Genomic DNA, 22,286 nt, shown 5'->3' with positions numbered 1-22,286 from the left:
CCCCAGCCTCAGCCGGGGTGGGGGTGGTTCAGCAGCCTGACAGCGCCCGGCAGCACTTCGGCCCGCAGCCAGGAGTGGGCGCCTTTCAGGTCACCGTCCACATGCAGCTGCACCGGGTGTTGCCAGTGCAACTCGGCAACTCGCCCGGCGGCGTAACGCACCGCCGGGTGGCCCAGATGCCGCCCGGCCCGCACCTGAGCAATTAGCGCAGGAATCTGCCGGCGCTGAATTTCGCCGGCCACCAGCAGATTAAGCTGGCCGTCGAACACGTCAGAGTGAGGGCTGAACTGAAAGCCGCCGCCCACCGAACTGGCATTCATCACCGAGCACAGCAACGTGAGCCCACTAGCCAGCGGCTGACCGTCCAGCTCGGCCAGGCAAGGATGCAGCGTCAGTTGCTGGAGTGTCGCCAGCGCAGCCCAGAGGTAACGCAAGGTGCCCTGTGTCCAAGCCGGTGCCAGCGGCAGATTGGCCGTCAGCTGAGCGTCAAATCCCATGCCTACCCCGTTGAGCGAGTAGGCTTCTCCAGCGGCTTGCCCGGCAGCGCCGTAGCGGATCCGCAGGGCATCGGCGGCACGGGGCGGCTGGTTCAAGCCGTCCAGAGCAGCGCGGTACTGGCCGGTTTTCAGGCCCAAGAACCCGGCAAAGTCGTTGCCGGTGCCCAGCGGCAGCAAGAGCAGGGGCCGCCGCTGTTCAATCACAGCCGGCAGGACCGCCGCCGCCGTGCCGTCTCCGCCGACTGCCGCTACTGCCCAGCCGGCGGGCAAGGCCTGCACGGCAGCCAGCGCCTCGGCCGGGCCAGCACTCTCAATCAGCCGGAATTCCAGCTTGCGGGCTTTCAGCTCGGCCTGCAGGCGGGGCCAGGCGCGCTCGGCGCGGCCCAGTCCGGCGCGGCGGTTCAGCACCACGGCCAGCGGGGGCGGACCGGCCCACAGTTCAGTGCTGGGGGCCGTCTGACCCGCCGTCACTGCCCGGGCGTCCAGTCGGCGGGGCGTTGGTCCAGCCCGAAGTGCCAGGCCACCGCCTGAGCGATGCGGCCGGCAGCTTTGCCGTCACCATAAGGATTCACCGCCCGGCGCATCGCTTCCAGCTCGGGGCCACCTCGTAGCAACTCGCGGCCCAGCGCCAGAATCTGGGCCGGATCAGTCCCGACCAGCCGCAGCACACCGGCCTCCACGCCCTCGGGTCGCTCGGTCACGTCGCGCAGCACTGCCACCGGGACCTTCAGCGCCGCGCCTTCTTCCTGCAACCCCCCGGAATCGGTCAGCAACAGGTCGCTGGCGGCCATCAGCGGGGCCATCTCGGCGTAGTCCAGCGGCTCGGTCAGGATAAAGTTCGGCAGGCCTTCCAGCGCCGGGCGCACCGCCTCCTGCACCGCCGGGTTCAGATGCACCGGATAGATGAAGGTGTGCCCAGGATGCTCGGCTGCCAGGGTCGCCAGGGCCTGCGCCATCTCGCGCATATGCGGCAGGTTCTCGCGGCGGTGCATGGTCACGGTAACCAGCTGCTGCCCATGCGACTTCAGGGCCTGCCATTCGGGGCGCAGCGGCAGGCGGCCGGCCACCTCGCGCACCGCGTCCACCGCTGTCTGGCCGGTCACAAAAATGCCTTCCGGCGCCTTGCCTTCGCGCAGCAGATTGGCGCGGCTGGCGGCAGTCGGGGCAAAATCCAGCGCCGAGAGCACGCCGGTCAGGCGCCGGTTGGCCTCCTCGGGAAAGGGAGCCTGCAGGTCGCCCGAACGCAGGCCCGCTTCCACATGACCCACCGGAACGCCCTCATAAAAAGCACTCAACGCCACGCAGAAACTGGTGGAGGTGTCCCCGTGAACCAGCACCATATCGGCGCCCAGCTCACGCAGCCGCTCGCCGGCCTGTGGCACGATTTTGCCGGTCAGCCTGGCCAGGGTCTGACGGTCGGTCATCACCTCCAGGTCCAGGTCAGCGCGCAGACCAAACACGCTCATGGCACTGTCCAGCATCTCGCGCTGCTGCCCGGTCGACAGAATCAGGGCCTCAAGGTCACCGCGCTGCTGCAGCGCCCGGTACACCGGGGCCATCTTGGTGGCTTCGGGGCGAGTGCCGAACGCCAGCACAACGCGGGGCTTCTGGTGAGCGGTCATCAGTGCTTCTCCTTCTGGTCTGCCTGCGTAGTTTGTTGCTGGGCGATTCCTTGCTGAGCCGGGTTCTGGCCAGCCGCCGACACCGCAGCTGCGCTGGCCTGCTCGCGGCGGTAAGCCAGCACCCGCACCGAAGCCACCAGCGCCAGCATCGCTATGATGCCCAGTCCGGTCACCATGATGGGCACCGGCTGCACGCCCTGCACGGCCATGCCCAGCAGGCCGAACACCAGCGCCACGCCCCAGAGGGTCAGCGCCGTCTTGCGGGCACTGGCGGTGCGGGCCAGCACCCGGTGGTGAATATGGGTCTTGTCGGGGTGGGCCAGCGGGTTGCGAATGCCGCGGGCCAGCCGGCCCAGCACCACCTGGGTGGTGTCCACGATGGGCAGCGCCAGCACCAGCAGCGGCAGCAGCACACTGGCTGAGGCGGTGGCCGTCACGGTGCCCAGCAGGCTGACTGCCGCCAGGGTAAAGCCCAGCAGGGTGCTGCCGGCGTCGCCCATGATGATGCGGCTGGGGTTGAAGTTGTAGCGCAGGTATCCCAGGGTCGAGCCGGCCAGGCCCGCCAGCAGGATGACAGCCGCCGCCCGGTCAGGAAACTGCGCCGCCGTGACCAGCAGCACCACGCTGGCGATAAAGGCCACGCCGCCCACCACGCCGTCCACCCCGTCCAGCAGGTTGACGGCGTTGGTCAGGCCCACGATCCACAGCCAGGTGGTCAGGATGCTCAGCGGCCCGTTGGGACCGTCCGGTACCACGCTGAGAAAGGGAATCGCGTTGAAGTCGATCATCAGGCCATTGACCATCAGCAGGGCGGCGGCCAGAGTCTGCACCAGCAACCGCACCAGCGGCGAGAGCCCGAATTGATCGTCAATAAAGCCCACCAGCACCAGCCAGGAGCCGCCCAGCAGGATAGCCAGCACCTGGATGTTCACCTCCTGAATGATGATGGGCCGCAGCGCCCAGGCCACCACCAGGCTCACCACGAAGCCGGCGAAAATGGCCAAACCGCCGGCATTGGCCAGCGGGCGGACATTCAGCCGCCTTTCGTTGGGCTGGTCGGCCCAGCCTTTTCCCAGGGCAAAGCGCAGCAGACGCGGAATAAAGGCCCAGGTAAAGACCAGGGCCGTGACGAACGTCAGGATGACGCTGAGAAAGCCGCGCCCGAAGGGGTCTGCAATACCCAGATCACCCGCTATGCTCTGCAATGTTTCCAGCATGTCCAGCCCCTTACTTGGTGCCGTAGATCCGGTCGCCGGCGTCTCCCAGGCCCGGCACGATATAGCCGTGGTCGTTGAGGCCCTGATCCACGGCGGCCGTCAGGATGTCCACGTCAGGATGGGCCTCCTGCACCACGGCGAGGCCTTCCGGAGCCGCCAGAATGCACATCAGGGTGATGCGCTCGGCGCCCATTTCCTTGAGTTTGTCGATGGCGGCCACTGCGCTGCCGCCGGTCGCCAGCATTGGGTCGGTCAGGAAGACCCGGCGGCTGCCGATGTCCTCGGGCAATTTGGAATAGTAAGCCACCGGCTGCAGGGTTTCGGGGTCGCGGTACATACCGATATGCCCCACCTTGGCCGCCGGAATCAGGTCGGTGATCGCCTCGGTCATGACCAGCCCGGCGCGCAAAATGGCGACCAGCGCCAGCTTCTTGCCGCTGAGCATGGGGAATTCTCCGCTCTGAACCGGAGTGGAAAACTGCACCGGCACCGTTTCCAGGTCGCGCATGGCCTCGTAAGCCAGCAGCAGGCTGAGTTCGCCGGCCAGTTCACGGAATTCCTTGACCCCGGTGCGCTCGTCGCGCATCAGGGAGAGTTTGTGCTTGATCAGGGGGTGCTCTACGACAGTCAGCATTTGGCCCCTACCATAGCGCCTTCCCTGCCCCGTCCGGCGGCTGCCCGCTTTCCCGGCGCCTCAGTAGTGGCCTCCGGTCCGCTTCTCGCTCAGGTCGATCTTGCCGCTGAAATTGTTGTATTCCACCTGCAGGTGGTAAAACCCCGGCTGACCGCCGGCCATCACCCGGATTTCCCAGGGCCGCCCCGGCACGCAGGCTGCGCTCTGCTGCACAGCACCATTGGCGCCCAGCATGTAGAAGTTGGCGCTGCCCTTGGTGGCCAAGCAGGTGCCCTCCACCCCCACCCGGTTGCCTTCTTCACTGGTGCGGAAGGTGTAGAGGCTCTTGCCCTTGGCGGCATACATCTGGGTGGGCATCATGGTAACCGCTCCCAGCCGCAGACCGACCGTGAAATAAAGACCGCCGACAATCAGCGCCAACACCGCGAGGACAACCTGCATGAGGCCCAGTCTAAGCGATGGCCGGCCCAGGCCCCAGCAAAGATGAGGTTCAGGGCCTGGCCGGGTTCAGAGGGCCCGCTTCAGCTGCGGCCGGGTTGCTACAGCAGCAACACCAGTAGCACCACCGTCAGCGCCAGCGAGGGCAGCTGCTCACGGGCCTGCCCCAGCCGCACCGCCCGCCAGGCCTGCAGCGCTAGCCGCAGGCCCAGCAGAGCTGCGACCGCCTCCACCGGCGGCATAGGGCCGCCCAGCACCGGAGACAGCAGGCCCAGCCCGGCCGCCAGCAACAGCACTGCGCTGATTTGCCACAGCAGGTCGGGACCCGGTGCCGGGACGGAAGGCTCCTGTTCCTGGGGCAACCGGGGTGGTTGCGAGGGCGAGGCCGCCACGCCTCAGTCCTGCACTTCCTGGCCTTGTTGCTGCGGTTCCTGTGCCGGCGCCGCCTCGGCCAGTTCCAGCACCAGGGCGCTGAGAGGCGGCAGGTTCAGCGACATCCGGGCCGGCTGACCCAGCAGCGGTTCCTCCCAGGCGCGGGGGTCACCCACCTCGTGGCTCCAGCCGCCGAAGCGGCCCTCGTCGGTGTTGAGGAGATAACGGTACTGCCCGGCCTGCGGCACCGGCAGGTGATAATTCTGGCGGTACACCGGCGTCATGTTCAGCACCACCACGCAGGACTGCCCGCTCTGCTGGTCCAAGCGGCGATACACGAAGACACTGTTCTCGGCGTCGTCGCCGTTCAGCCACTCCTGGCCGGCCGGTTCGACATCGTCCGCGTACCAGTCGCGGCGCTCGCTGTAGAGGCGGTTCAGCTCACGCACCAGTTCGGCCATGCCGGCGTGGTCGGGCCAGGCAGCCTTTTCCCAGGGCAGTGCCACGTCATGGTTCCATTCCTGCGAATGGGCGAATTCCTGGCCCATGAACAGCAGTTTCTTGCCGGGCGTGGTCCACATGTAGCCGTAAAAGGCGCGCAGGTTAGCCCGCTGCTGCTCCCAGTCGCCGGGGGCCTTAAGCACCAGCGGCTTCTTGCCGTGCACCACCTCGTCGTGACTGATGGCCAGCACGAAATGCTCGGTGCTGCGGTACACGTTAAAGAAAGTGATCTTGTGGTGCTCGTAGCGGCGGAACAGCGGGTCGGTGCCCAGGTAGGCCAGCGAATCATTCATCCAGCCCATCGCCCATTTGTAATCGAAGCCTAGGCCCTGCGGCACCGGGTGGGTCACGCCGGGGAAGGCAGTGCTTTCCTCGGCCACCATCATGCAGCCGGGGGCCATCTGGTGCACCACCTCATTCAGCCGCCGCAGGAAAGCGATGGCCTCCAGGTTTTCCCGGCCACCGTGAATGTTGGGCACCCATTCAGTGCGCGAGAAATCCAGATACAGCATCGAGGCCACCGCGTCCACCCGCAGGCCGTCGAGGTGGAAATCTTGCAGCCAGCGCAGCGCCGAGCCGATCAGGAACATGACGACCTCGTTGCGGCCGTAGTCGAAAATGTAGGTGTTCCAGTCGAAGTGAAAACCCTTGCGCGGGTCGGCGTATTCGTACAGCGGCGCGCCGTCGTAGCGGGCCAGGGCGTGGTCATCGGTCGGGAAGTGCCCCGGTACCCAGTCCAGCAGCACGCCGATGCCGCGGCCGTGCAGGTAATCTACCAGATACTTGAAGTCTTCCGGAGTACCGTGGCGCGCCGCCGGGGCGTAGTAGCCGGTCACCTGATAACCCCAGGAGCCGTAGAAAGGGTGAGCCATCGCGCCCATCAGCTCCACATGGGTAAAGCCCATCTGCTCCACATAATCGGCCAGCTGGTGCGCCAGTTCGCGGTAGCCCAGCGGCCGGCCCTGGTCGTCCAGCCGCCAGGAGCCTACGTGTACCTCGTAGATGCTGACCGGGCCGTCCCGGCGGGCGCTGCGCTGCGCCATCCATTCGGCGTCCTGCCACCGGTAGTCATCGGTCCAGATGATGCTGGCGGTGGCGGGCGGTTCCTCGAACGCGCGGGCGAAGGGGTCAATGCGGTCCACCGTGCGCCCGTCGGCGCCCTGGATGCGGAACTTGTACAGCTGCCCGGCCTGTGCGCCCGGCACGAAGGTGCCCCAGTAGCCCAGGTCCAGCCGGTCCAGCGGGTGGCTTTCCTGCCAGCCGTTGAAGTCCCCGACCACGTGAATGCCCTGAGCCTGCGGCGCCCAGACGGCGAAGCGCACGCCGGCCACGCCGCCTTCGGTCACCGGGTGAGCGCCCAGCAGGTGGTCGGGCCGCACCAGATCAGCGCCGGCCAGCTTTTGCAGGAATTCGTGGTTCAGCGGCAGCGGAAAGGGGGTAGCGGCAGAATCCTGACTCGACATACCGGCCAGTCTAGGCCCGGCAGCCAGGGGGGGTAAGCAGGCTAAAGGCTGCCGTAATCCGGCCCCCGCACCCGCGGCGTGGGGGCGGCAGTGGCCTAGCGGCGGCCGCCCACCCGCCAGCCTTCTTCGGAAATGCCGGCCTGGGTATTGACCGCCCGCGCCATCACAAACAGCAGGTCCGAGAGGCGATTGAGGTAAATCTGCGCGGCATGGTTGTACTCTTCCAGCTCGCCCAGGCGAATCGTCTCGCGCTCGGCGCGGCGGGCCACGGCGCGGGCCAGCTGCAGGTGTGCGGCCGCCAGGGTGCCGCCGGGATGCACGAACCCGGTAAACGGCGGCGCCGACTCCTGGTAACGGTCGATCATCGCTTCCAGGGTGGTCACATCCTCGTCGTCCATTCGCACCAGCTTGTCCTGATAGCGGCTGCCGGAGCGGGTCGCCAGGTCGGCACCCAGGTCGAACAGAGCATTTTGCAGATATTCGAGGTCGTGGTCCAGCGCCTGCCACTCCTGTGGCTGCTGTCCCTGCCCTTCTCCCTGCTGACCTGCTTGGTAGCGCAGGGCCGCCCGCGCCACTCCCAGCAGGCTGTTGAGTTCATCTACCGTGCCGTAGGCTTCCACCCGCGGGTGCGCCTTGCTGACCCGGTCGGTGCCGTACAGGCCGGTTTCACCTTTATCGCCGGTCTTGGTATACAGTTTCATCTTCTTTCCACCATAGGCGAAATGGCACCGGATGCGGGCGGCAGATAAGAATCTTTATAGACGGTGTCCTGGCAGATTACTCTGCGGTATGACTGCTTCAGCTTTCGCTGCCCCGCCGGCCGGCTGGGCCCCCGACCATCTGGTATTCGCCGCGGCCGACCTGGCCTCGGGCCAAGCCTGGCTGGAAGCGCAGCTGGGCGTGCCGCTGCAGCCGGGCGGGCAACACCCCCGCTTCGGCACCCACAACCGGCTGCTGGGCCTCAGCCTTGCCGGCAACAGCCGCTGCTACCTGGAAGTGATCGCCGCCGACCCGGCTGCCCCGGCACCGACCACGCCGCGCTGGTTCGAGCTGGATACTCCGGCCATGCAGGCGCGCATTGCCGGGCGGCCACGCCTGATTCACTGGGTGGCCGCCGTGCCCTCGCTGGCCGGGCATCCCGCGGCCATACCACTGACCCGGGGCCAGAGCCGCTGGCAGCTGACGGTGCCGCCGGACGGCTCGCTGCCCGGCGGTGGTCCCGAACCCAGCCTGATTGCCTGGGACACCCCTTCGCCGGCGCAGACTCTGCCAGACAGCGGCGTCTGCCTGGAAAGGCTGGAACTGTGCGGCCCACGCCCCGAGCGCCTGCACCCCTGGGCCGGGACCGAGCACGGCGCAGTCATCACGGTGCAGCCAGCGCCCCAGCCGGGCCTGCAGGCCACCTTTGGGACACCGGAAGGCCCGGTAACGCTGGACTGACCCGGAGCCTCAAAGTGCCCGGCGTGGGGGCCTGGGCCGGTGCAGCAGGGCGGCAGCCACCAGTCCGCCGATAAAGCCAAAGAGGTGGCCCTCGAAGGAGATGCGCGGATCGGTCGGCAGAATGCCCCAGAGGATGCCGCCGTACAGCACAGCCGCAATCACGGCCACCGCGATGGCCGCCGGGGTGCGTTCCCACCAGCCCACCCCCAGCAGGTAGGCGAAGTACCCGAAAATCAGGATGCTGGCGCCCAAATGCACGCTGCCGCCGCGCCCAAACAGCCAGATCAGGGTGCCGCCCACCACGGCAATAATCAGCGTGGCGGCCAGAAAGCGGCCCACCGACCGCACCGCCGACATAAAGGCCAGGGTTGCCAGCGGCGCGGTGTTGGCGATCAGGTGGCCCCAGCCGCCGTGCAAAAAAGGCGCGGTGAGCACATGCCACCAGGTGCCCGGCTGGCGCGGCCGGATGCCCAGACTGTCCAGGTGCAGGCCCGGCAGCAGATGGTCCACGATTTCCTGCACCCAGATCAGGCCCACCAGCAGCGCAGTAACCAGCGCGGCCGACAGGGCACGGGGGCGCTGCGGCTGCGGCGCCTGGGGCGGCACCGAGAAAGGGCGCGGGCGAACGGGAGAGGAAAAGCGGCTCACCCGCCCAGTCTAGGCAGTGCCGGGCGGCGCATCCTGAGCGGGGCCTTTAGAGGGCAGTGCCTTCTTTCAGTTCGCCCAGCCTTCCAGCGGCCAGGGTGGTGGGACTCCTTTCCTTGCCGCGCGCCGGCGGCCTATGCTCTGTTAACGCTAGACTTTGCAGCCGATCCTTGGAGGCGCTGAGCCCGGAGCCACCGACCTGGAAGAGTCGACCTGAAGTCACTGGCTCAGAACCGTTTCCGGCTGCCTTTCTCTCTTTCCATACCTGTTCCTCCCCCTTGCCACCCTTTAACCCGGACATGACATCCTGACGCTGCCTGTGGCCCTGCTGGCCGCTTTCTCCCGGCAGACGGGCCCATTTTCTCCGGACTGGACTTGGACTTTTTTCTGACTATGACCTATACCTCTGCTTCTTCCCGTCCCGACCGCCTGACCCCTTTGCTGGGCTGGGCCACGGTCCTCAGCCTACTGGCGACCCTCGCGCTGGGGCTCGGTGCACCGGCCGACCAGAACCAGGGCGTGCTGGTGCGGCTGCTGTTTATCCACGTGCCTTCGGCCTGGCTGAGTTACCTGGCCTATTTCGGCACCGGACTGTTCGGGCTGCTGTATCTGCTCAAGCGTGACCTAAAGTTCGACCGCCTGGCCCTGGCCTCAGCCGAGCTGGGGGTGCTGTTTACCATCTCCACCCTGGTGGGTGGCATGCTGTGGGCCAAACCCACCTGGGGTGCCTACTGGGTGTGGGACGCCCGGCTGACCACCACCGCTCTGAGCCTGGTGATTTACGGCGGTTACCTGCTGATCCGCAGCCTGACCGACGACCGCGACCGCCGCGCCCGGGTGGCCGCCGTGATCGGCCTGATGGGCACCCTCTACGTGCCGGTCAATTACATGGCGGTGGAATGGTGGCGCGGCGTGCACCAGACCCAGACTCTCAAGCTGCTGGGCAACCCTGATTTTGCCGCTTCGCCCATTTACGGCTGGATTCTGACGGTAGGCGTCGTCGCTTTTACCTTCATGTATCTGTATCTACTGCGGGTGCGCGCTAAAGTGGCCGAGCTGGCCGACGCCCGTGAGGAAGACGAGCTGCTGGCCGAGCTGCCTGCGGCCCAGGACCTGGAGGTGGCCCGTGGAGCATCCTGAACACGTCATCTATGTGGTGACCGTCTATATCGTGACTTTCGGTCTGCTGGCCGGCTACCTGCTGTGGCTGTGGCGGCAATTCCGGGCCGAGAAAAAGTGGGCCCAGGAACGCGCCCTGCGGCATGCCCCGCAGCCAGAGCCGGGCCACATCCCCCCGCCTTCCGAATCCCTGAGGTGATGCCATGACCCAATCCAATGCTTCTACGCCGCTGCCCCGCGCCCGCCGCCGCCGCCGCAACCCCCTGCCCTCCCTGCTGGGCGGCGGGGCGCTGCTGACATTGGCCGGCGTGCTGGCCTTCGGGTCGCTGGGCCAGAGCCTGGAATATTTCAAGACCCCCAGTGAATATCAGCAGGCCCAGGCCCAGTTGCAGGGCCGGCCGCTGCGCCTGGGCGGGCTGGTGCAGCACGCGCACTACAACCCCCAGACCCTGGAACTCACTTTTGACCTGACCGACGGCAGCGTGACTTACCCGGTGCACTACACCGGCGCCGTCAGCGACATGTTCAAAGAGGGTCAGGGCGCCATTGTGCGTGGCCGCTTTGACGACCAGTCCGGCGGTGTCTTCCAGGCCACCGAACTGATCGTCAAGCACTCGGAAGAATACCGGGTACCGCAGAATCAGGCCGATATCGACCAGCTGAAAGTGCTGCTGGGCAAAGACGAGAAGTCGGGCAAATAGTGGACCTGTTCAGCTGGTACGCCCTCAGTTTTTCCCAGAGTCCGCTGGCACTGCTGGGGCAACTTAGCCTGCTGCTGGCGCTGCTGTTCGGCGTCGGCGGGCTGTGGCAGGCCGTGGTGGGCGGGCGCACCGGCGACCCGCGCGCCACTCAGAGCGCCTCGCGCGCCATCGTGGCCGTCTTCGGGTTCGTTACCATCAGCATCGGCGCGCTGCTGACCGCCATGATCGGCAGCGACTTCAGCGTGCGCTACGTGGCCGAGCACTCCATGAGCACCAGCCCGCTGTGGATCCGCACCGCCGGGCTGTGGGGCGCGCTGGAAGGCTCGATCATGCTGTGGCTGTGGTTGCTGTCGCTCTACGCCCTGATTCTGACCCGCACCGCCCGGCGTGATGCGCTGCGGCCCTGGGTCTTCGGGGCGATGCTGTTCAGCCTGCTGTTTTTCCTGGGGGTCTGCACCACCATCGCCAGTCCCTTTACCCCGCTGGCAACCATTCCGGCGCAGGGTGCGGGGCCCAACCCGGCGCTGCAAAACCACTGGATGATGGCGGTTCACCCGGTGCTGCTGTACCTGGGCTTTGTGGGTCTGTCGGTGCCGTTCGCCTACGCGGTCGCCGCGCTGATTACCGGGCGGCTTTCGGAACACTGGGTCAGCACGGTGCGGCGCTGGACCCTGGTGGCCTGGGGTTTTCTGACCCTGGGCATCGTTTCGGGCGGCTGGTGGAGCTACGAAACCCTGGGCTGGGGCGGTTACTGGGCCTGGGACCCGGTGGAAAACGCCTCCTTTATTCCCTGGCTGCTGACCACCGCCTTCCTGCACTCCATCCAGATTCAGGAGCGCCGCGGCCTGATGAAAGGCTGGAATGTCTGGCTGATCGTGCTGGCCTACGCCAGTACGGTGCTGGGCACCTTCCTGAACCGCTCGGGCATCGTGCAGAGTGTGCACGCTTTTGCCGGCGGGCCGGTGGGCGGCGTGTTTTTCGGCTTCTTGGCGGTGCTGCTGCTGGGTGGCATCGCGCTGACTGCCTGGCGCACGCCCCGGCTGCGTGACCAGGGCGAACTGCCCGGCGTGGTCAGCCGCGAAGGGGCTTTCCTGGCCGGCAACTGGCTGTTTCTGGTGTTCGCCTTTATGGTGACGCTGGGCACCCTCTTCCCCACCTTGATCGAGGCCACCCAGGGCCACCGCGACACCTCGGTGGGTGCGCCCTTTTACAACGCGTTTGCGGTGCCGCTCAGCCTGGGGCTGCTGCTGCTGATGGGCATCGGCCCGCTGCTGCCCTGGCGCCGCGCAGAAGGTGCCTCGCTGTGGCAGGCGCTACGGCCCCTGCTGATCGCCGGCGGAGTAGCGGCCCTGGTTGCCGCGGCGCTGGGCATTCGCCATCCCGGTGTGCTGGCCACCATCGCCCTGGCTGCCTATAACCTGGTCGGCCTAGGCCTGCTGATTGCCCGGCAGTGGCAGGAACGTCAGGCCGCTGGCCTGGGCGGGAGCTTCGTGGGCCTGATCGGTTCGCAGCCACGGCGCTACGGGGCTTATCTGGCCCACATCGGGCTGGTGATGGTGGCGCTGGGCATCGTGTTCTCCACGGTGTACCGCCAAGACGCCCAGGCCACGCTCAATCTGAACCAACCCAAGACGCTGCTGCACGAACAATTGGAGCTGACCGGCACCCGCGCGGCGCAGCGCAGCGACGGCCACGCTCTGATCGCCGACGTGCGGATTGACGGCCGGCCCTTTGAAGCCCGGATGAACTTTTACCAGCAGGCCGGCAACATGGCTTTTCCTGCGCCGGCCGTACGCTACAGCTTCCTGGGCGACACCTACTTGGTGGTTACCGCTTTCGACGAAAAAAGCCAGTGGGCCAGCGTGCGCCTGATCGAAAGCCCGCTGATCGCCTGGCTGTGGTGGGGCACCGCCGTGATGATGCTGGGCACCGGGATTTCCCTGGTTTCGCCCCGCCGGCCGCGCCTGCCGGAACCGGCTGCGGCGCGCCCTGGCCTGCATCCCGCGCCCGCCGCCGATTAATCTCCTTCCCCCAACACCCCGCCTTCCCCTGAAAGGACTGTCATGACCCAACCTGCCCCGCACGACCCCGCTTCCAGCACCGGCACGCCTCAGTCCGGCCCGGCCTGGAAAAAATGGCTGCCCCCGCTGCTGGCTTTCGGGCTGGTGGCGGCGCTGGGCGCGGCGTTGTTCTCGCCCAGCCGCAACGAGACGGCCGGCGGGCCGCTGGTGGGCAAACCGGCCCCCGACTTTCAGCTGGTGAGCCTGGACGGCTCCAAGGTCAGCCTCAGCGAACTGCGCGGCCGCCCGGTGGTCCTGAACTTCTGGGCCTCTTGGTGTGGGCCCTGCCGCGGGGAAGCGCCGCTGTTCCGCGAACTCAGCGAAAAGCAGGGCAGCGGGGGGCTGGCGGTGGTGGGTGTTCTGTTCGAGGAAAAGAAAGAGCAGAATGCCCGCGACTTCATCAAGGAATACGCGCTGGCCTATCCCAACCTGCGCGACCCCAACCTGAACACCGCTATCGATTACGGCGTGGCCGCCATTCCCGAGACATTTTTTATCGATAAAGACGGCGTGATTCGTTACAAGGACAAAGGTGGCCTGGACCGCGAACGCCTCAACACCGGCCTGAAGACCATTGGCGTGGAGCCGCTGTGAATTGCGGTACACGTCCCTTGCGGAGCCTGCTGCTGGCCGCCCTGTTGGGGCTGGGCGCGCCGGCCCTGGCCGCTGCGCCGGCGGCCCCGGCGCTGTCAGCGCAGCAACAGGCCCGGGTCGAGAAATTGCAGGACACCCTGCGCTGCCCCATCTGCACCGGCGAATCCATCAGCGAAAGCTCCAATGACATCAGCCGCGAGATGCGCGCTGAGGTGGCGCGGCTGGTGGCGCAGGGCGAGAGTGACCGGCAGATTTACGACCATTTCGCCTCACGCTACGGGCAGTTCGTGTTGCTGGACCCGCCCAAGCAGGGGGCCAATCTGGTGCTGTGGGCCGGGCCACTGCTGGCACTGGGTGCCGGCGCCTGGTGGCTGCTGAGTACCCTGAAAGGCCGCGCCGGTACGGCACCGGCAACCATTACAGCCCAGGACAGCCCGGCGGCCGAGGACCCCGACCTGCAACCCTATCTGGAACAGGTTCAGCGTGACCTGGCGCAGCCGGCCCCGCACCACACCCAAGACCGGAGCGGCCCAACATGAGCATTGCCCTGATGCTGCTGCTTTTGCTGATGCTGCTGGCCGCGCTGGCCCTGGTGGTGCTGCCCTTTGCCCGGCCGGTCCAGGACCCGCTGGCAGGCCGCCGCAGCGAGCTGGAAGCGCAGCGAGATGACCTCTATGCTCAGCTGCGCGCCCTCCCCGACACGGCCGAGAATGATCTGGCCCGGCTGTCGCTGGAAGGCCGCGCCGCGCGGATACTGCGCCAGCTGGACGAACTGCCGGCGGCGCCCCCGGTTCCAGAGCGCCAGGGCCGGTCGGCCCGGCTGGCCCGCTGGGGCTGGGGTGCTGCCCTGGCGCTGACCCTGGCCGGTGCCCTGACCATCTTCCCCGTCTGGCAGAAACTGGGCATCGGTGAGGCCGAAGCCACCCAGGTGACGGCGGCACAGCAACTCCCGGGCCTGCGGACAGCAGCCCAGGCTCAGCACACCACGGCGGGCTATAATGCTTGGGGCGACGCCGCCTTTGAACAGGGCAGCTACACCGAGGCGCTGCGAGCCTACACAGACTCGCTCAAGCTGGACCCCCGCCAGCCGCAACCGCTGCGCCGCCTGGGCACCTTGCTGCTGAACCGCGAGAGCATGGGTGGTCAGCCACTCAGTGCGGAAGAAGCCGGGCAGGCTTTCGCCCTGATCCGCACAGCGGCGCAGCTGGCCCCCAAGGACCCCGAATCCCAACTGCTGCTCGGCTACGCGCTGGTCAAATTCGGAGCCGACAAAGAAGCTTTGGCAGCGCTGGAACGCTACCGTGAGCTGGACCCCCAGGGCCGCGACGCCGACGAACTGATCAGCTCAATCCGCAGTTCCCAGAACTCGTCCAGTCCGGCGCTGGCCATCTACTCGGCCAGCTGCGCCAGCTGCCACGGCCCAGCCGGCAACGGCGGCCTGGGGCCATCGCTGCGCGAATCCACGCTGACTCGCAGTGCCATGACGCAGGTCATCACAAAGGGCCAGGGAGCCATGCCCGCTTTCCCCGAACTCAAGGGCAAGAAGCTGGACGTTCTGCTGGACCTACTGGCCGAGTGGCAGCCGGGGGGCCAGGACAAGAGCGCCCCAGCCGGCAATCCGGCCAGCCCAGCCCGCGATCCTCGGGACCAGGGCAACAACGAAAGCGCCGGCAGCTTGAGTGGCAACGGCAAAGACCGCAGCGGCCAGCCCGCGGAAGTGCCCTCTTCGAATGCAGCGCCGTCCCAGGGGCAGGCGGGAGCGGGGCAGCCATGAGCGAGGCGGCTTCTCCCCCTCCAGCTCCAGAACCGCCCCGCCGCTTCCGGCAGATCAGCCGACGCACCCTGCTCAGTTATTGGTGGGCAGTGCCGGTGGCCGGGACCCTGGGCACGTTCGGCTGGCTGGGGCTGCGCGCCGGCCGCATCCTGACCCGCAAGAAGACGCCTGGAGAACCGGCTTTCGTGGCCGGCTCGCGTCAGGCTATTGCCCGCGTCAGCGATCTGGCAGCCGACTGGGACAGCCTGGAATTCACCTATCAGGGCGCACCGGCGGTCCTCTTACGGCTTCCAAAACCGACCCTGGGCGGGCTCAGCATTGGGGACCAGCATTTCGCTGCTTTCTCGCGGCGCTGCACTCACCAGGGCTGCCCGGTGGTGGTGGTGCGCGACCTGGAAATTCTGGCACTAGCCTACAACTACCGCACACCCGAAGGGCAGCATCCACAGCTGGGTTGCCCTTGCCACTACTCAGTGTTTGATCCTCTCAAGGCCGGTGAGGCGGTCTTCGGGCCGGCCACCCTGCCGCTGGCCCGGATTGCGCTTTCCAGTCAGGAGGGTCAACTCTTCGCCAGCGGAACGGAACAGGAATAACAGAGCAGAGTTTGTTGTGTGATCCGGAACTTTTTTAAAGCTGACGGCCAGCTGATGCTTTGCTGTCAATTCCCCAAGATAGGGGAAGGTGCGCAAGTATTTTCCTGGGGGCTTAAGGGATGCTATACTAGAGGTGCAGTGAGACGACCCTATACGGTGCCATGCACTGAGCAGGACCTTACCTTTTGAGGATTTAAGTTTATTTCTCACGTTCCCATGAGAATGCCGCTTTAGGGTACTGCTTAGGCACCGGCCGGGCTGGCAAGTAACGATACTTCCAAACCGGCTGTGCACAAGGAGAAAGTTATGCGTAAAACCATTATTGCGGCCACCCTGGCCATGACCGTTGGTGCTGCTGGCGCCCAGGCCGGTGGCGGCTATGCCGATAACACCCAGTACGTTGCTCCCACCACGACCACCACTGCTGCTCCTGTGAGCGGCTCCGTGGTGCTGACCGACGTGCCTGCCGGTCACTGGGCCCGCGACGCCGTCGAAGCTATCGTCAAGGCCGGTCTGATCCAGGGCTTCCCTGACGGCACATTCCGTGGCAACGAAAACCTGACCCGTTACCAGGCTGCCATGATTTTCCACCGTCTGCTGCAGAGCGGCGCGCTGAGCAACTCCAACGTCAGCGACCAGGATCTGCTGGTCATCACCCGTGGCATGCAGGAAGTCAGCACCGAGCTGGCCGCCATCAGCAGCCGCCTGACCGATGTGGAACGCCTGACCGTTGAGCAGCAGGCCCGTCTGGATTCGATCGAATCCGCTATCAACAATATGGGCAACACCGGCGACAACAGCGCTCTGATGAGCCGCATTGACGCTCTGGAAGCCCGTATCGCTCAGCTGGAAGGTGCTAACGCCACCGCTCCTGCTCCTGTGACCCCGGCTCCTGTGGTGCCCAGCGATAACACCGATAACGGTGACATCGTGATCGGTACCCCCGACACCACCGTGACCCCTGCAACCAAGAACATGTACGTGGGCATTGGTGGCGGTTACTACCCCAACAGCACCAACTACACCCCTACCAAGACCGAAGGCTGCATGAACACTCTGGGTAATGTCAGCCTGGGCAAGAACAACACCAACGCTAACAAAGCCAATGATCGCGTGAACTACTGCGGTAGCTTCTTCGGTACCGTGGGCAGCAGCAACCTGTACGGCCCGGTGGGTGGCCGCGTGAACGTGGAATACATCCCCGGTCGCGATAATGCCATCGCTGCTGACGTGAACGCCACCACTGGCTTCGACTTTGGTGCGGTTCAGCCTTACGCCGGCGCTGGTGTAGGTGTGGTGTACGCCAACAAGGCCGGCACCCCTGCCAACAGCAACACCGTCAAGAACTCCACCGACATCTACGGTAACCTGCTGGGCGGCGCTGACATCAAGGTGACCCCTAATGTAGGCGTGTTCGCTGAAGCCAATGGCAAGTACTTCTTCAGCGGCAACACCAGCGTGGCTCAGACCTCCGCTGGCGGCGACGGCAAGGGCCTGGGCTTCGGTGCCCGCGCCGGCTTCAAGCTGTTCTTCTAAGCCTCACTTCCATAAAAAAGTCCCCCAGAAATGGGGGCTTTTTTTATTCTTGGAACCTCTATCTTCTGCGGAAAGGTTCCTCTTGTCGTTGCTGCTGGACAGCCTCACTGTAAAGCTGCATCAAGGCTTTAGAGAGTAATTCTGGGTTGTGGTTGACCAGGGGAGCTGCTTGCTTATCTAGTAAAGGGGCATAACGTAGGCGGCTTTGCAGATACTGCTGACGGCTCCCAAGTGCTAACGGTTCGGCACCTTCTCGGGCATAGTGCTCTGTCATACCGGGCAGTAAGGGCTGATCATTCAGCAGCAGCCAGTCGGGCGCCCGGCCCAGATGCCTGGCAATCACCTGGAAATGATCACTCAGACTGAGTCCATCAGTCTCGCCGGGTTCGGTCATCAGACTGGCTACATAGACAAACGGAGCAGGAGAACGTCGGAGTGCTTCGCCCACTCCAGGCACCAGCAAGGCCGGCAGAATACTGGTGAAAAGGCTTCCTGGCCCCAGCACAATCAGTTCCGCTTCTGCGATAGCGGCCAGCACTTCTGGGACTGCGGGAAGGTCTGGGGGATCCAGCATGACCTGCTGCACTGTGGCCGCACCCAGTTCATCTGCCAGCCGACTTTCTCCCCGGACCCGCCGGCCGTCACTGAGCTGGGCTACCAGAGTAGTTGGCACCGTGGTCGCTGGATAAACCTTGCCCTGCATCTGCAAAATCTCGTGCAGGTCACCCAGGGCCGGCGCCAGGCCACCACGTTCTTCGCTGAGGGTGGCCAGCAGCAGGTTCCCAAAGGTATGCCCTTCTAAGCCCTCACCACGCCCGAAACGGTGGAGTAACAGCTGACTGAGCGCCGGGTGCGTGGACAGCGCAGCGTAGCAATCAGTCAAGTCACCGGGGGCGATCATGTTCAGGCTCTGGCGGAGTTGTCCGCTGGAGCCCCCATCATCCGCTACGGTGACCACAGCGGTCAGGTTACTGCTGTAGTATTTGAGCCCCCGTAGCAGATTGGAGAGGCCAGTGCCGCCACCGACCGCCACGATTCTCGGTCCACGGCTCAGAGCGTGCTGTACATACATTTCCTGCGCTGCGTGGCGTGGCTCCATCCCGGCGGCCCTAAGTAGGGTACGATTCATTTGCAGGATGCTGTAGCCGCCCAGCAGCAGCGCAGCCAGCAGCAGCACCAGCCCCAACACCCACGGCAGGGAAATCCCCGGCAGCAGCCAGAGCTGCAGCTGATAGATCGTTCCAGAAATCACGCCACGCAGAGGGCCCATCCAGGCAAAAGCCAGCAGCCCGAATGCTCCCAGGACCGACGCCAGCACAAACAGGAACATCCAGCGCTTGACGCGCAACCCCGGGGTCATCCAGCGGCGCAGGCGGTCAAGCCAGCCGGCAGAACCGGCCATTTTCTGCGGGCCGTTTCGAGCCGGATTGCCTACTGGCTCGGGAGGCCGGGCCGGGAGACCCGGCAAGCGGTTTTGCCTCATGGGACAGTCCCCCCAGCACCCTCACCCAACGGCGCCTCCACAACACTGGGCATATCCCGGTGCAGAATCAATTCAGGGTTCAGGTCGGTCAGCTCGCGGGCCAGCCGCTCGGTGACAGCCACTGAGCGGTGCTGCCCGCCGGTGCAACCGATACCCACCGAGTAGCCATGCCGGCCGGTCCGCTCAGCCCGCTCGGCCGCAGCTGCCACAAATGTCTTGAGCTGCTGATAAAACTCTTCGGCGTCCTGGGTAGCAAAAACGTGAGCGGCCACCTGCGGGTCCAGCCCCGTCAGCGGCCGCAGCTCTGGCAAGTAATAGGGATTAGGCAGACTGCGGACATCCAGTACCAAGTCCACGTCACGGGGTGGTGCGTGCTTGAAGCCAAAGCTCATCAGCCGCAGCTCGAAGCGTTGGTCAGTCTTGAGCAGGCCCGCCACCCGCTGTGACAGCTCCGGCACCGTCAGGTCGGTGGTGTCTATGACAGTATCTGCCAGTGCCCGCAGCGAAGCCAGCAGCTCACGCTCGCGGGCAAAGTCCAGCAGCAGGTTCTCTCCCAGGGGATGTTCGCGGCGCGAGAGGTTATAGCGCCGCAGCAGCACTTCGTCGTCCGCTTCGAGAAAAACCATCCGGATGTCCGGCGCCCGGAGCGACAGCCCACCGAAGCTGTCGTCCAGGTCATGCAGGAAAGCGCGGGTGCGTGCATCGGTGCTGACCGCCACATCCAGGATGCCCTGCGCCTGCGTCAGCTCGTACATGTGCTGCCACAGGGCTGGCGGCAGGTTGTCGGTAATCAGGTAGCCGGAATCTTCCAGCGTCCTGAGCAGAGAACTCTTGCCACTTCCCGACAGACCCGACACGATGACGAACGGCATGGGCCGAGTCTAGCGCGCGGGCCGCCGGAGGCTTGGCTCAGGCCGGCTGCAGGTTGGCGAACTTGACCAGCAGTTTCTTGTTGCCCACGCTGGCAAAGTGGACCGTCACCTCCTGCTTGTCACCCACGCCGGCCACCGCCAGCACCTGTCCTTCCCCAAATTTGGGATGCCGCACCTTTTCGCCGCCCCGGTAAGCCATCGCGCCGGTCAAGGGGCTGGTGTTCTTGACGGCGGCCGGCTGCGGCACAGCGCTGGGACGGAAATCCTTCCAGCTTTTCTGGCGGTAATCCACCGGCTGCCCAAAGGCATTCCAGGTCTCGAAATCCTGGCCGATCTCCTCCAGGAAGCGGCTGTCCTCGGCAGCGTTGGTGCGGCCGTATTGCATCCGGTTCTCGGCGGCGGTCAGGAACAGCCGCTCCATCGCGCGGGTGATGCCCACGTAAAAAAGCCGCCGCTCTTCCTCAATGCCGCCGCGTTCGTTCAGTGAATTGCGGCTGGGCAGCAGGCCCTCCTCTACTCCCACGATAAACACCACCGGGAATTCCAGACCCTTAGCGTTGTGCAGCGTCATCAGGGTGACGGCATCTTCCGGCACGCCCTTGTTCTCTTGCTGCGCCCGCATGTCGTCCACGCTGGCGACCAGGGCGGCGTCGTCCAGAAAATCCCCGATGGTGCCCTGGTTTTCCTGTGACCACTCCTCGGCCGCGCTGATCAGTTCTTCCAGGTTCTCCAGCCGCATCTGGCCCTCAGTGCCTTCCTGGCGCAGCATGTCCAGGTAACCACTGGTTTCCATCACGAAGCGCAGGAAAGGAGCTGGCTCGTAGTTGTCGGCGGCCTCACTCATGGCAGCCATCAGGGCGGCGAACTCGGTAGCCTTGGCGGCGCCGCGCTCCAGAATGCCGTCGTGTTCGGCGCGGGCACATGCTTCCAAGACCGAAGTGCCGTTGGCCTGCGCCCAGTTCAGCAGCCGGGTCAGCGAGCTGTCACCAATCCCGCGGCGCGGCCGGCCGATAATCCGGCGCAGCGCCACATCGTCGGCGGGGTTCAGGGCCAGCCGGGCATAGGCCAGAATGTCCCTGATCTCGCGGCGGTCATAGAAGCCCACGCCGCCCACGATCCGTGCCGGAATACCCACCCGCCGCAGCGATTCTTCAATCACCCGCGACTGGGCGTTGGTGCGGTAGAGAATCGCCATATGGGCAAAGTCACGGCCCTCGCCGTGCAGGCGGGTCAGCCAGTCGGCCACGAAATCGCCCTCGCCACGGTGGTCGGAAGCGCGGTGAAACACCACCGGGTGCTCGCCTTCCTTGACCGGGCGCAAGGTTTTTTCCAGACGCTCGGAGTTGTTCTCGATCAGGTGATTGGCCGCCGTCAGCACATTGGCGCTGGAGCGGTAATTGCTTTCCAGGCGGTACACCTTGGCGTCCGGATAGTCCTTCTGGAAGTCGAGGATGTTCTGGATATCCGCCCCACGGAAGCGGTAGATGCTCTGGTCGGGGTCGCCCACCACCAGCAGGTTGCGGTCGCGCGAGGCCAGCAGCCGGGTCAGTTCGTACTGGGCCTTATTGGTGTCCTGATACTCGTCCACATGGATAAAGCGGGCGCGGTTCTGCACCTTTTCCAGCACGGCCGGCACCTCCTGAAACAGCCGCACCGTCTCGGTAATCAGGTCCCCGAAGTCAATGGCGTTCTGAGCCTTCTTGCGGGCCTCGTACTGCCGGTAAGTTTCGGCCACCAGCTCGCGGGGCAGTCCGGCCAGATACGGCTCGCCGCTTCTTTCCAGGTGGGCCGGCGTTTCCAGGTTGCTCTTGGCCCGGTCGATTACGCCGCGCACCGCCCGCAGGTTGGTGTCTGGCCCGAAGCCCGACATCGAGCCGGTGATTTCCTTGAGAATATCCAATTGGTCGTCATCGTCGTAAATCACGAAGCCGCGCCGCAGGCCGATATGCTCGCCGTAAGAGCGCAGAATCCTCACCCCGGCCGAGTGAAAAGTGCTCATCCACAGCCGCTCGGCGCCCGGCACCAGCCGGCTGGCCCGTTCGCGCATCTCGGCGGCGGCCTTATTGGTAAATGTCACCGCCAGAATCTCGCCGGGATGGACACTGTAATGGTCAATCAGATGGGCGATGCGGTAAATCAGGGTGCGGGTCTTGCCGCTGCCCGCGCCCGCAATCACCAGCGCGGGGCCGGTAAAGTGATCGGCCGCTTCCGCCTGCTGTTCGTTGAGCTGCGAGAGAAGATCAAGGTCCTGGGGGGGAGCGTCAGCTTTCACGCGGGCCAGTGTAACAGCGCCGGCCTGCGGCAACCGTGGGCTGCGGGCCAGGCGAGGGCAAGTGAGGGCAGAGGCAGAGCAGGAGCGCTGGCCCGCGCCTTGCTGCTGCCCAGCCTCGTGGACATCCCTAACAGCTTGATTTATACTGGGTTGTTAGCCCGCCGACAGGCGGGATTTTACCAGCTTGAGCCTTCTGGCGCCCCGGCTCCAGAAACAAGCGCCCTGCTGGGAGCAGCGCTCCGGGAACGGAGTTCTGCGAAAGGAGTTTTGACATGGCTAAAGACGGACCCCGCATGATCATCAAGATGGAAAGCACCGCCGGCACGGGCTTTTACTACACCACCACCAAGAACCGCCGCAACACCCAGGAAAAGCTGGAGCTGCGCAAGTACGATCCTGTAGCCAAGAAGCACGTCACCTTCAAAGAGAAAAAGGTCTGATTCCCGGCTCCGG

Annotated in this window: 23 protein-coding genes; 11 read left to right on the top strand and 12 right to left on the bottom strand. The window is 65.5% G+C overall.

The annotated features are described in order from the left end of the window. Positions 1-8: 8 nt before the first annotated feature. The 8 genes from OCI36_RS03985 to OCI36_RS03950 form a co-directional block, all read right to left on the bottom strand. A complete protein-coding gene (locus OCI36_RS03985; RefSeq protein ID WP_261663779.1) occupies positions 9-968 on the bottom strand; it encodes a diacylglycerol/lipid kinase family protein in 960 nt (319 codons plus the stop codon). Continuing rightward, a complete protein-coding gene (wecB, locus tag OCI36_RS03980; protein ID WP_261663778.1) occupies positions 965-2,119 on the bottom strand; it encodes a non-hydrolyzing UDP-N-acetylglucosamine 2-epimerase in 1,155 nt (384 codons plus the stop codon). The genes OCI36_RS03985 and wecB overlap by 4 nt, the downstream gene beginning before the upstream one ends. Continuing rightward, positions 2,119-3,336 (bottom strand): glycosyltransferase family 4 protein, encoded by a 1,218-nt coding sequence (locus tag OCI36_RS03975; protein WP_409996713.1) that lies wholly within the window; start codon positions 3,334-3,336, stop codon positions 2,119-2,121. The genes wecB and OCI36_RS03975 overlap by 1 nt, the downstream gene beginning before the upstream one ends. Positions 3,337-3,346: 10 nt before the next feature. Further along, complete coding sequence (gene upp / locus OCI36_RS03970; RefSeq protein WP_261663777.1) at positions 3,347-3,970, bottom strand: uracil phosphoribosyltransferase; 624 nt, start codon at positions 3,968-3,970, stop codon at positions 3,347-3,349. Between the two features lie 60 nt (positions 3,971-4,030). Beyond that, positions 4,031-4,411, bottom strand: a complete 381-nt coding sequence (locus tag OCI36_RS03965; protein WP_261663776.1) for a hypothetical protein — start codon at positions 4,409-4,411, stop codon at positions 4,031-4,033. 98 nt (positions 4,412-4,509) lie between these two features. After that, complete coding sequence (locus OCI36_RS03960) at positions 4,510-4,770, bottom strand: hypothetical protein (RefSeq protein ID WP_261663775.1); 261 nt, start codon at positions 4,768-4,770, stop codon at positions 4,510-4,512. Positions 4,771-4,803: 33 nt separating this feature from the next. Continuing rightward, positions 4,804-6,744, bottom strand: coding sequence for a 1,4-alpha-glucan branching protein GlgB (gene glgB / locus OCI36_RS03955; RefSeq protein ID WP_261663774.1), 1,941 nt, complete (start codon positions 6,742-6,744; stop codon positions 4,804-4,806). Between the two features lie 95 nt (positions 6,745-6,839). Beyond that, positions 6,840-7,445, bottom strand: coding sequence for a cob(I)yrinic acid a,c-diamide adenosyltransferase (locus tag OCI36_RS03950; protein ID WP_261663773.1), 606 nt, complete (start codon positions 7,443-7,445; stop codon positions 6,840-6,842). Positions 7,446-7,533: 88 nt separating this feature from the next. Between OCI36_RS03950 and OCI36_RS03945 the strand changes: the two genes are divergently transcribed. Continuing rightward, positions 7,534-8,184, top strand: a complete 651-nt coding sequence (locus OCI36_RS03945) for a VOC family protein (RefSeq protein ID WP_261663772.1) — start codon at positions 7,534-7,536, stop codon at positions 8,182-8,184. Positions 8,185-8,193: 9 nt separating this feature from the next. On the opposite strand, the gene OCI36_RS03940 is transcribed toward OCI36_RS03945, so the two are convergent. After that, the gene (locus OCI36_RS03940; protein WP_261663771.1) at positions 8,194-8,832 is read right to left on the bottom strand and encodes a rhomboid family intramembrane serine protease; all 639 of its coding nucleotides are present in this window, start codon (positions 8,830-8,832) and stop codon (positions 8,194-8,196) included. Positions 8,833-9,222: 390 nt separating this feature from the next. Here OCI36_RS03940 and ccsA point away from each other — a divergent pair, with 390 nt between their 5' ends. The 9 genes from ccsA to OCI36_RS03895 all read left to right on the top strand — a co-directional run bounded on the left by ccsA (position 9,223) and on the right by OCI36_RS03895 (position 17,206). After that, positions 9,223-9,969 carry a cytochrome c biogenesis protein CcsA gene (gene ccsA, locus OCI36_RS03935; protein WP_261663770.1) on the top strand — a complete coding sequence of 249 codons (747 nt, stop codon included), beginning with the start codon at positions 9,223-9,225 and terminating at the stop codon, positions 9,967-9,969. Continuing rightward, positions 9,956-10,147, top strand: a complete 192-nt coding sequence (locus OCI36_RS03930; protein WP_261663769.1) for a hypothetical protein — start codon at positions 9,956-9,958, stop codon at positions 10,145-10,147. Before ccsA ends, OCI36_RS03930 begins: the two co-directional genes overlap by 14 nt. 4 nt (positions 10,148-10,151) lie before the next feature. Further along, a complete protein-coding gene (gene ccmE, locus OCI36_RS03925) occupies positions 10,152-10,649 on the top strand; it encodes a cytochrome c maturation protein CcmE (protein ID WP_261663768.1) in 498 nt (165 codons plus the stop codon). Continuing rightward, entirely contained in the window at positions 10,649-12,670 is a 2,022-nt protein-coding gene (locus tag OCI36_RS03920) for a heme lyase CcmF/NrfE family subunit (RefSeq protein ID WP_261663767.1), read from the top strand. Before ccmE ends, OCI36_RS03920 begins: the two co-directional genes overlap by 1 nt. A 42-nt stretch (positions 12,671-12,712) precedes the next feature. Further along, positions 12,713-13,303, top strand: a complete 591-nt coding sequence (locus OCI36_RS03915) for a TlpA family protein disulfide reductase (RefSeq protein ID WP_261663766.1) — start codon at positions 12,713-12,715, stop codon at positions 13,301-13,303. Positions 13,304-13,320: 17 nt separating this feature from the next. Continuing rightward, positions 13,321-13,842, top strand: coding sequence for a cytochrome c-type biogenesis protein CcmH (locus tag OCI36_RS03910; RefSeq protein ID WP_261663765.1), 522 nt, complete (start codon positions 13,321-13,323; stop codon positions 13,840-13,842). Beyond that, positions 13,839-15,077: a c-type cytochrome gene (locus tag OCI36_RS03905; protein ID WP_261663764.1), complete on the top strand. Its 1,239-nt coding sequence runs from the start codon at positions 13,839-13,841 to the stop codon at positions 15,075-15,077. Before OCI36_RS03910 ends, OCI36_RS03905 begins: the two co-directional genes overlap by 4 nt. Continuing rightward, the gene (locus tag OCI36_RS03900) at positions 15,074-15,670 is read left to right on the top strand and encodes a Rieske 2Fe-2S domain-containing protein (protein WP_261663763.1); all 597 of its coding nucleotides are present in this window, start codon (positions 15,074-15,076) and stop codon (positions 15,668-15,670) included. Before OCI36_RS03905 ends, OCI36_RS03900 begins: the two co-directional genes overlap by 4 nt. 306 nt (positions 15,671-15,976) lie before the next feature. Further along, a complete protein-coding gene (locus OCI36_RS03895; protein ID WP_261663762.1) occupies positions 15,977-17,206 on the top strand; it encodes an outer membrane protein in 1,230 nt (409 codons plus the stop codon). 58 nt (positions 17,207-17,264) lie between these two features. Here the strand turns inward: OCI36_RS03895 and yvcK are convergent, their stop codons facing one another. The 3 genes from yvcK to OCI36_RS03880 all read right to left on the bottom strand — a co-directional run bounded on the left by yvcK (position 17,265) and on the right by OCI36_RS03880 (position 21,833). Continuing rightward, positions 17,265-18,608 carry a uridine diphosphate-N-acetylglucosamine-binding protein YvcK gene (gene yvcK / locus OCI36_RS03890; protein ID WP_261663761.1) on the bottom strand — a complete coding sequence of 448 codons (1,344 nt, stop codon included), beginning with the start codon at positions 18,606-18,608 and terminating at the stop codon, positions 17,265-17,267. A 77-nt stretch (positions 18,609-18,685) separates the two neighbouring features. Next, the gene (rapZ, locus tag OCI36_RS03885) at positions 18,686-19,561 is read right to left on the bottom strand and encodes an RNase adapter RapZ (RefSeq protein WP_261663760.1); all 876 of its coding nucleotides are present in this window, start codon (positions 19,559-19,561) and stop codon (positions 18,686-18,688) included. 37 nt (positions 19,562-19,598) lie between these two features. Then, positions 19,599-21,833, bottom strand: a complete 2,235-nt coding sequence (locus tag OCI36_RS03880) for an ATP-dependent helicase (RefSeq protein ID WP_261663759.1) — start codon at positions 21,831-21,833, stop codon at positions 19,599-19,601. Positions 21,834-22,105: 272 nt separating this feature from the next. On the opposite strand from OCI36_RS03880, the gene rpmG reads away from it, so the two are divergent. After that, positions 22,106-22,273 carry a 50S ribosomal protein L33 gene (gene rpmG, locus OCI36_RS03875; RefSeq protein WP_013614649.1) on the top strand — a complete coding sequence of 56 codons (168 nt, stop codon included), beginning with the start codon at positions 22,106-22,108 and terminating at the stop codon, positions 22,271-22,273. Positions 22,274-22,286: the final 13 nt, after the last annotated feature.

This window comes from Deinococcus sp. Marseille-Q6407, assembly GCF_946848805.1.
GTDB lineage: Bacteria > Deinococcota > Deinococci > Deinococcales > Deinococcaceae > Deinococcus.
The sequence above is the reverse complement of the archived record's forward strand: the minus strand, read 5'-3'. Positions and strand labels throughout refer to the sequence as shown.

Excerpts from the sequence above, each read along its gene's own strand:
- wecB (WP_261663778.1), bottom strand. The coding sequence starts at position 2,119 with ATGACCGCTCACCAGAAGCCCCGCGTTGTGCTGGCGTTCGGCACTCGC.
- OCI36_RS03975 (WP_409996713.1), bottom strand. The coding sequence starts at position 3,336 with ATGCTGGAAACATTGCAGAGCATAGCGGGTGATCTGGGTATTGCAGAC.
- upp (WP_261663777.1), bottom strand. The coding sequence starts at position 3,970 with ATGCTGACTGTCGTAGAGCACCCCCTGATCAAGCACAAACTCTCCCTG.
- OCI36_RS03965 (WP_261663776.1), bottom strand. The coding sequence starts at position 4,411 with ATGCAGGTTGTCCTCGCGGTGTTGGCGCTGATTGTCGGCGGTCTTTAT.
- glgB (WP_261663774.1), bottom strand. The coding sequence starts at position 6,744 with ATGTCGAGTCAGGATTCTGCCGCTACCCCCTTTCCGCTGCCGCTGAAC.
- OCI36_RS03950 (WP_261663773.1), bottom strand. The coding sequence starts at position 7,445 with ATGAAACTGTATACCAAGACCGGCGATAAAGGTGAAACCGGCCTGTAC.
- OCI36_RS03945 (WP_261663772.1), top strand. The coding sequence starts at position 7,534 with ATGACTGCTTCAGCTTTCGCTGCCCCGCCGGCCGGCTGGGCCCCCGAC.
- ccsA (WP_261663770.1), top strand. The coding sequence starts at position 9,223 with ATGACCTATACCTCTGCTTCTTCCCGTCCCGACCGCCTGACCCCTTTG.
- ccmE (WP_261663768.1), top strand. The coding sequence starts at position 10,152 with ATGACCCAATCCAATGCTTCTACGCCGCTGCCCCGCGCCCGCCGCCGC.
- OCI36_RS03915 (WP_261663766.1), top strand. The coding sequence starts at position 12,713 with ATGACCCAACCTGCCCCGCACGACCCCGCTTCCAGCACCGGCACGCCT.
- OCI36_RS03905 (WP_261663764.1), top strand. The coding sequence starts at position 13,839 with ATGAGCATTGCCCTGATGCTGCTGCTTTTGCTGATGCTGCTGGCCGCG.
- OCI36_RS03900 (WP_261663763.1), top strand. The coding sequence starts at position 15,074 with ATGAGCGAGGCGGCTTCTCCCCCTCCAGCTCCAGAACCGCCCCGCCGC.
- OCI36_RS03895 (WP_261663762.1), top strand. The coding sequence starts at position 15,977 with ATGCGTAAAACCATTATTGCGGCCACCCTGGCCATGACCGTTGGTGCT.
- yvcK (WP_261663761.1), bottom strand. The coding sequence starts at position 18,608 with ATGGCCGGTTCTGCCGGCTGGCTTGACCGCCTGCGCCGCTGGATGACC.
- rapZ (WP_261663760.1), bottom strand. The coding sequence starts at position 19,561 with ATGCCGTTCGTCATCGTGTCGGGTCTGTCGGGAAGTGGCAAGAGTTCT.
- rpmG (WP_013614649.1), top strand. The coding sequence starts at position 22,106 with ATGGCTAAAGACGGACCCCGCATGATCATCAAGATGGAAAGCACCGCC.